Origin of the sequence: Blautia sp. AF19-13LB (genome assembly GCF_003479105.1) — a bacterium.
GTDB lineage: Bacteria > Bacillota > Clostridia > Lachnospirales > Lachnospiraceae > Fusicatenibacter > Fusicatenibacter saccharivorans.
The window spans coordinates 1-6,131 of record NZ_QUGO01000041.1; the positions used below are offsets into that span (position 1 = coordinate 1).

6 protein-coding genes and 1 pseudogene are annotated in these 6,131 nt (G+C 45.2%); 4 read left to right on the forward strand and 3 right to left on the reverse strand.

What is annotated here, in order from left to right; all coding sequences use genetic code 11:
- From DWX32_RS18880 to DWX32_RS18900, 4 genes are all read left to right on the forward strand, one after another.
- A partial coding sequence (locus tag DWX32_RS18880) for a virulence-associated E family protein (protein ID WP_118660852.1) occupies positions 1-1,286 on the forward strand: 1,286 nt, incomplete at its 5' end.
- 241 nt (positions 1,287-1,527) lie between these two features.
- Positions 1,528-1,761 carry an excisionase gene (locus tag DWX32_RS18890; RefSeq protein WP_008703749.1) on the forward strand — a complete coding sequence of 78 codons (234 nt, stop codon included), beginning with the start codon at positions 1,528-1,530 and terminating at the stop codon, positions 1,759-1,761.
- A gap of 111 nt (positions 1,762-1,872) precedes the next feature.
- Positions 1,873-3,072: a site-specific integrase gene (locus DWX32_RS18895; protein ID WP_118660854.1), complete on the forward strand. Its 1,200-nt coding sequence runs from the start codon at positions 1,873-1,875 to the stop codon at positions 3,070-3,072.
- Positions 3,073-3,257: 185 nt separating this feature from the next.
- Positions 3,258-3,722: a low molecular weight protein-tyrosine-phosphatase gene (locus tag DWX32_RS18900; RefSeq protein WP_055228706.1), complete on the forward strand. Its 465-nt coding sequence runs from the start codon at positions 3,258-3,260 to the stop codon at positions 3,720-3,722.
- A 285-nt stretch (positions 3,723-4,007) separates the two neighbouring features.
- Here DWX32_RS18900 and DWX32_RS18905 read toward each other — a convergent pair whose 3' ends face one another.
- The 3 genes and pseudogenes from DWX32_RS18905 to DWX32_RS20330 all read right to left on the reverse strand — a co-directional run.
- Positions 4,008-4,787, reverse strand: a complete 780-nt coding sequence (locus DWX32_RS18905; RefSeq protein WP_055221200.1) for an ATP-binding protein — start codon at positions 4,785-4,787, stop codon at positions 4,008-4,010.
- Between the two features lie 12 nt (positions 4,788-4,799).
- Positions 4,800-5,399, reverse strand: coding sequence for a Mu transposase domain-containing protein (locus DWX32_RS20325; protein WP_243037639.1), 600 nt, complete (start codon positions 5,397-5,399; stop codon positions 4,800-4,802).
- An 80-nt stretch (positions 5,400-5,479) separates the two neighbouring features.
- Positions 5,480-6,131: pseudogene (locus DWX32_RS20330) on the reverse strand (Mu transposase domain-containing protein); the annotation flags it as partial.

Consider the following 6,131-nt stretch of genomic DNA (forward strand, 5'->3'; position numbering starts at 1 on the left):
AAACTACCGAGAAAGGCGGTGTCCGTCAGAGCATACGGAACTGCCTGACCGTATTCCAGTGTGACCCTCTGCTTTCCGGGGCTATCGCATACAACATCCTGACTGACCGCAAGGACATCATAAAGCCCATCGGCTTCCACAGAGAAAACACTGCCCTGAACGATACGGATATGAAGTATCTGCTTCTTTATCTGGAAGAAACCTACGGGCTTACCAATGAGAAAAAGATTGATAACGCCATCGGGATTGTGGCAAATGAAAACAAGTACCATCCCATCCAGGACTATTTAAGTGCCCTTGTGTGGGACGGGACAGAACGAATCCGTTTCTGCCTGCGGCATTTTCTGGGGGCTGACGCAGATGATTACACCTATGAAGCGTTGAAGCTGTTCCTGCTGGGTGCAATCTCACGAGCCTTTCAGCCGGGGTGCAAGTTTGAAATCATGCTCTGTCTGGTAGGCGGTCAGGGGGCTGGCAAGTCCACCTTCTTCCGTCTGCTGGCAGTCCGGGACGAGTGGTTCTCCGATGATTTGCGGAAGCTGGATGATGACAATGTGTACCGCAAGCTGCAAGGTCACTGGATTATCGAAATGTCGGAAATGATGGCAACCGCCAATGCCAAGAGCATTGAGGAAATCAAGTCATTTTTAAGCCGGCAGAAAGAAGTTTACAAGATACCCTATGAAACCCACCCGGCAGACCGCCCCCGTCAGTGCGTGTTTGGCGGCACTTCCAATGCCCTTGACTTCCTGCCCCTTGACCGTTCCGGCAACCGCCGCTTTATCCCCGTCATGGTGTACCCGGAGCAAGCCGAGGTTCACATTTTGGAGGACGAAGCTGCTTCCAGAGCCTATATCGAGCAGATGTGGGCAGAAGCTATGGAGATTTACCGAAGCGGCAGGTTCAAGCTGGCTTTCAGCCCCGCCATGCAGCGGTATCTCAAAGAACACCAGCGGGATTTTATGCCGGAGGACACCAAAGCCGGAATGATACAGGCGTATCTTGATAAGTACACCGGGAGCATGGTCTGTTCCAAGCAGCTCTACAAGGAAGCCTTGAACCATGCCTTTGACGAGCCGAAGCAATGGGAAATCCGGGAAATCAACGAGATTATGAACCAGTGCATTTCCGGCTGGCGGTACTTCCCGAACCCAAGAATGTTTTCGGAATATGGCAGACAAAAGGGCTGGGAGCGTGAAAACCCGGCAACGAACTCCGGCAACCCGTCTGAAAAAACGATGGACGGTTTTGTGGAGGTCACAGAACAGATGGAGCTTCCATTCTGAAAATGACAGCCCGTTGCACCCCCTGTTGCTATCCCGTTGCCGAGCCGGTTGCCGGGGAAAATCCCATAACTGCGGGCTTTTCTCCCTTATAACAACCAAAACAACAGAAAAATAAAAGAAAAGTATAAATAGTAACCATCGCCAGATTGAGATTGTTTGCAAGGTCTTTTGAAGCTCGTTGCCGGACTTCGTTGCCGACACCCTCTGTCTGGCTATTTTCATGCATGGAGGATAACTGCCTATGGCGAATAATAAGCTGAATATTGAAGGAAAAAATTACTCGGATATTCCGGTGTGGCGTAGATATACGCTTACCATTGAGGAAGCAGCCAGATATTATCATATCGGCGAAGGAAAATTGAGAACGCTTATTGACACACATCCCAATGAGGATTTTTATGTGATGAACGGCAATCGTGCCCTCATTAAGCGTGAGAAATTTGAGAGGTATCTGGATCAGGCTACTGCTGTGTAAACAGAGCTGACAGATTTACCGATTTCACATGATATAACTATGCGGAGAGCTGGATTTGTGCTATGATAAGAGTGCAAGTCTGGCTCTCTTTTTTTGAAAGGAGAGTTCACGATGAGTGAGAAAAGACGAGATAACCGTAATCGGATTTTGCGAGAGGGCGAGTACCAGCGTAAAGATGGGAGGTATCGGTTCCGCTATATTGATGAGGACGGAAAAGAGAAAAATGTATACAGTTGGCGTTTGGACAAGAATGACCCAATGCCAAAAGGGAAGAAGCGGGAGCCTTCCCTGCGTGAGAAAGAAAAACAGATTGAAGCGGATTTGTTTGACCGTATCGTAACCAACGGTGGCAACTATACTGTTTTGGAACTGGTAGAAAAGTATGTTTCATTGAAAACAGGAGTTCGTCACAATACGGTTGCCGGATATAAAACGGTCATCAATATGCTGAAAAAAGAGAGTTTTGGGAATCTGCGAATTGATAAGGTGCGTTTGTCAGACGCCAAGACATGGTTGATTAAGCTCCAACAAATTGATGGGCGGGGATACAGTTCCATTCATTCTATCCGGGGAGTCCTCAGACCAGCATTTCAGATGGCGGTAGACGATGATTTGCTTCGTAAAAATCCATTTGAATTTGAGCTTGCATCCGTCATTGTCAATGATTCTGTTACCAGAGAAGCGATTACCCGAAAGCAGCAGAGAGATTTGCTGAAGTTTATTCAGGAAGATAAACATTTTAGCAGATACTATGATGCAATCTATATTCTTTTTCACACAGGGCTTCGTATCTCAGAGTTCTGTGGACTGACGGTTTCAGAAATCGAGTTTGGAGAAATGCGTATCAAGGTAGACCATCAGTTACAGCGTACTGCACAGATGCAGTATGTAATTGAAGAACCAAAAACTGACAAAGGCATCCGCTATGTGCCGATGACGGAAGCTGTCGCAGCGTGTTTTCGCAGAATCATTGCCAACCGAAAGACACCAAAGGTTGAACCGATGGTGGAAGGATACGTTGGATTTTTATTTTTGGATAAAAACGATATGCCGATGGTTGCCCTTCACTGGGAAAAGTATCTGGAGCATATTATTCAGAAATACAATAAAATTTATCGTATCCAGATGCCGAAAGTTACCCCTCATGTATGCAGGCACACCTTTTGCTCTAATATGGCAAAATCCGGGATGAATCCGAAAACCTTGCAGTATATCATGGGTCACGCAGACATCAGTGTAACCTTGAACACTTACACCCATGTGAATTTTGATGATGCAAAGGAAGAAGTATATCGGATAGCGAATAGTTAAAAAAGCCCGTTGGTAAGGACGTTTGCTTTACCAACGGATTTACCAAGATTGCAGGGAAAAACACAAGAAAATACGAGAAGATTTGAGAAGATACCTTGAAAAGAAAGGAAAACTCAAAAGTCGGAAAACCCTGAAATATCAAGCGTTTGAGAAGAAATACAAGACTTAAATGGAGATATAAAAAGATGATTAAAGTATTATTCATTTGCCACGGCAATATTTGCCGCTCGACTCTTGCTGAGAGCGTATTCACCCACAAAGTAAATTCCCTCGGCCTTGCCCACAATTTTGAAATCGACAGCTTCGCCACCAGCCGCGAGGAGATCGGCAATCCGCCGCACTACGGGACAGTCAATAAACTGCGCGAGGAGCACATTCCGCTCGTGCCGCATCACGCAAAGCAGATTACATGGAAGGATTACGAGCGCGCCGACTACATCATCGGCATGGATACCGCGAATATCCGCAATCTGAACCGGATGCTGAAAAATGATCCGGATGGAAAGGTTTACAAATTTCTTTCCTTCACCGGTTCCGGCCGCGATATTGCGGATCCGTGGTATACGGGAGATTTTGAGGCGACGTACCGCGATGTCGTGGAGGGATGCAACGGCTTTCTGGCGTATCTGCGCCGGGAAGGAAAAATCTGAAAAACAAAAAGCGCCGAAAACAAGGCCAGTGCTCATTTGCAGAGAATGCGGCACTGGCCTTTTACTATAAGAAAATCCTATAGCCACTCAAAAAAATTAGCAATTAGACGTAACCAGACAGATATGGTATGATAACTGCATAGAAAACATGTAAACGGTAGAATACGAGTACCTTTTTATTCACTTCAAGTTATGCCATAATGCATATTCCGCAAGAACTGCGCATCCGTTCCAGAGGAACGGAGCGCCATTCCGCTTCAAACTGAGCAAAGCTCAGCAGGTTGATTAATTACTATTGGTTATTCTGCGATCCCTGCCAGGAAATTCAAGGCGATATGCCTTGGATGTCATTCGACTTAAGCAGGCATCTGCGTAGGTGGAATCCCCAAAAAGCTGATACCATCCGGATACTGGAATCTGTGAGATAATAATAGTTGCCTTGCGGCAGTCTCTGGACTCGATGATTTCAAATAAATCGCGGCATTTCTCGATGTCCAGATCCATTAAGCCGAAATCATCTATCACCATGAGATCATAAGCTGCCATTTCATTCGAATACTCAAAGTAAGTACCTTCCTGCCTGGCATGATCTGATTCCTTTAAGAGTGTGTTCGCACGTATGTATTTAACAGTACGGTTCTGATGCATTGCTGTGATACATAAGGCGCAGGCGATGTGCGTTTTCCCAGCACCGGCCCCTCCGGTCATCAGCAGGTTATTCGGCTCATCGATCCAATCACACTTGGCCAGAAGTTCTATGACGTGTGTATTCAGCTGACGTTCTGGATCATAGATTGAACTGTCAAGATCAGCTGCAGGATATTTCAGGGTCGCTTTCTTCATGAGACGTTTAAACTTTTTACTTTCACGCTGATCCCACTCCTGATTTACAATAGCAGCAAAGCGGACTTCAAATGGTTCGAGACCTGTGTTTGGTTCCAAAAGCTGCTTTTCAAATGCTTCAGCCATACCGGACATGCGAAGTTTATACAGCCGATCCATGAGTATGTTCTGTTCCTTTGTGAGTTTATCGTTATAAAGATAGTCTTTTAATCTGTATGCCATAGTACGTCACCCTTACTTATAGTAGTCCTTTCCTCTGATATTTTCATGATTGGGCAGTGTTCCTGGTGAATGCTCGGGGAGTTCCTTCACATCCATCTTTTTCAGCATCTGCTTGAAGGTAAAATACTTACAGGAATTGATCTCTATACATTTACGGGCAACTTCTTCAGCAGCACCTTTCGGGATTGTTTTTACTTTATGCAGGATACCTGCACAGGCATTATAGGACTGCTCTTCATGTTTTGATGATTTAAGGGGTCTGTCAATCAGTTCTGACATCACAGGACCAATGGCAGAAGCCCAGCGGCGGTAATAATTACCATCCTTTGAATTGACTTCTTTGTAATAAAGGTGTTCTGGCGGCATATGTTCATCTACCGTGATATACAGCGGAAACTCTCTATAAGACCGCTTATGTGTACAGATCAGCCGATTATACTGATCACAGATTCTGATCTCTGAAGCGGTTGCCTTCAGGATTGCAGGCTTGCCACAGTAAGAGTACAATACGGAGTAGTAGTGGCCGTCATACTCGATGTGGTAGTTGTTGGGAACTTTTAAGACTGCTTTATAGTCGCAAGCCGTGTAACATCCGCCTGGCAGTGGTTTCATACATGGTTTGTCATACTTTTCGAAAGCATCCTGTCTTGAGAAGTCCTTGCCTTGAAAAGATCGTTTATTGAGGACTGCTACTATTTTTTGATTTCAGCATTTAGGTCTTCAAATGATACATATATCTTTTCTTTCAGTTTCTCAACCAGGTGTATTTCAAGATAACGTACATGATTTTCAACTGTAGGCTTGCCTTTCGGCTTTCTAGCGGGTGGTGGAAGAACTATAGTTTCATAGAAATCTTCCAGATCTGCAAAGGTAGACTGCAGGATAAGTTCATCCTTTGTGTGCCTGGTTACAGCAGTTCGCAGGTTATCGGGCACAAAGTATTTCGTAACAGCACCATAAAATGAAACAGCATGGGCACAGCCTTCTATAAAACATGGGAGCTTCTCATTTGGAAAAGCTTCTGCATAGATCAGACTGCTGACTCCAAGAGTGGTCGCAAAGATATGGACTTTTTTGATCTCGCCCGTTTCGGTATCTGTTAACAGTTCCGGCTGATCACCGACCCAGTCGATATACATCTTTTCACCCGGGATTCGGTTTACGGCCATGGATACCTTCTGGGCACCATAGTTTTCTGCTATGAATCGGTTGAAGTATTCGTAAAACTGTGACTTCTCATAACCATCAGGATTCTTTTCTTTATAATCCAGCCAACAGAACGAAATGTTCATGCGGCTCCCTGGTGCATGGATTCTGTCATAGTAATACTGGAAATCTGGAAGT

Bases quoted from the DNA above. Each gene is read 5' to 3' on its own strand.
- DWX32_RS18890 (WP_008703749.1), top strand. From the start codon at position 1,528: ATGGCGAATAATAAGCTGAATATTGAAGGAAAAAATTACTCGGATATT.
- DWX32_RS18895 (WP_118660854.1), top strand. From the start codon at position 1,873: ATGAGTGAGAAAAGACGAGATAACCGTAATCGGATTTTGCGAGAGGGC.
- DWX32_RS18900 (WP_055228706.1), top strand. From the start codon at position 3,258: ATGATTAAAGTATTATTCATTTGCCACGGCAATATTTGCCGCTCGACT.
- DWX32_RS18905 (WP_055221200.1), bottom strand. From the start codon at position 4,787: ATGGCATACAGATTAAAAGACTATCTTTATAACGATAAACTCACAAAG.
- DWX32_RS20325 (WP_243037639.1), bottom strand. From the start codon at position 5,399: ATGAAACCACTGCCAGGCGGATGTTACACGGCTTGCGACTATAAAGCA.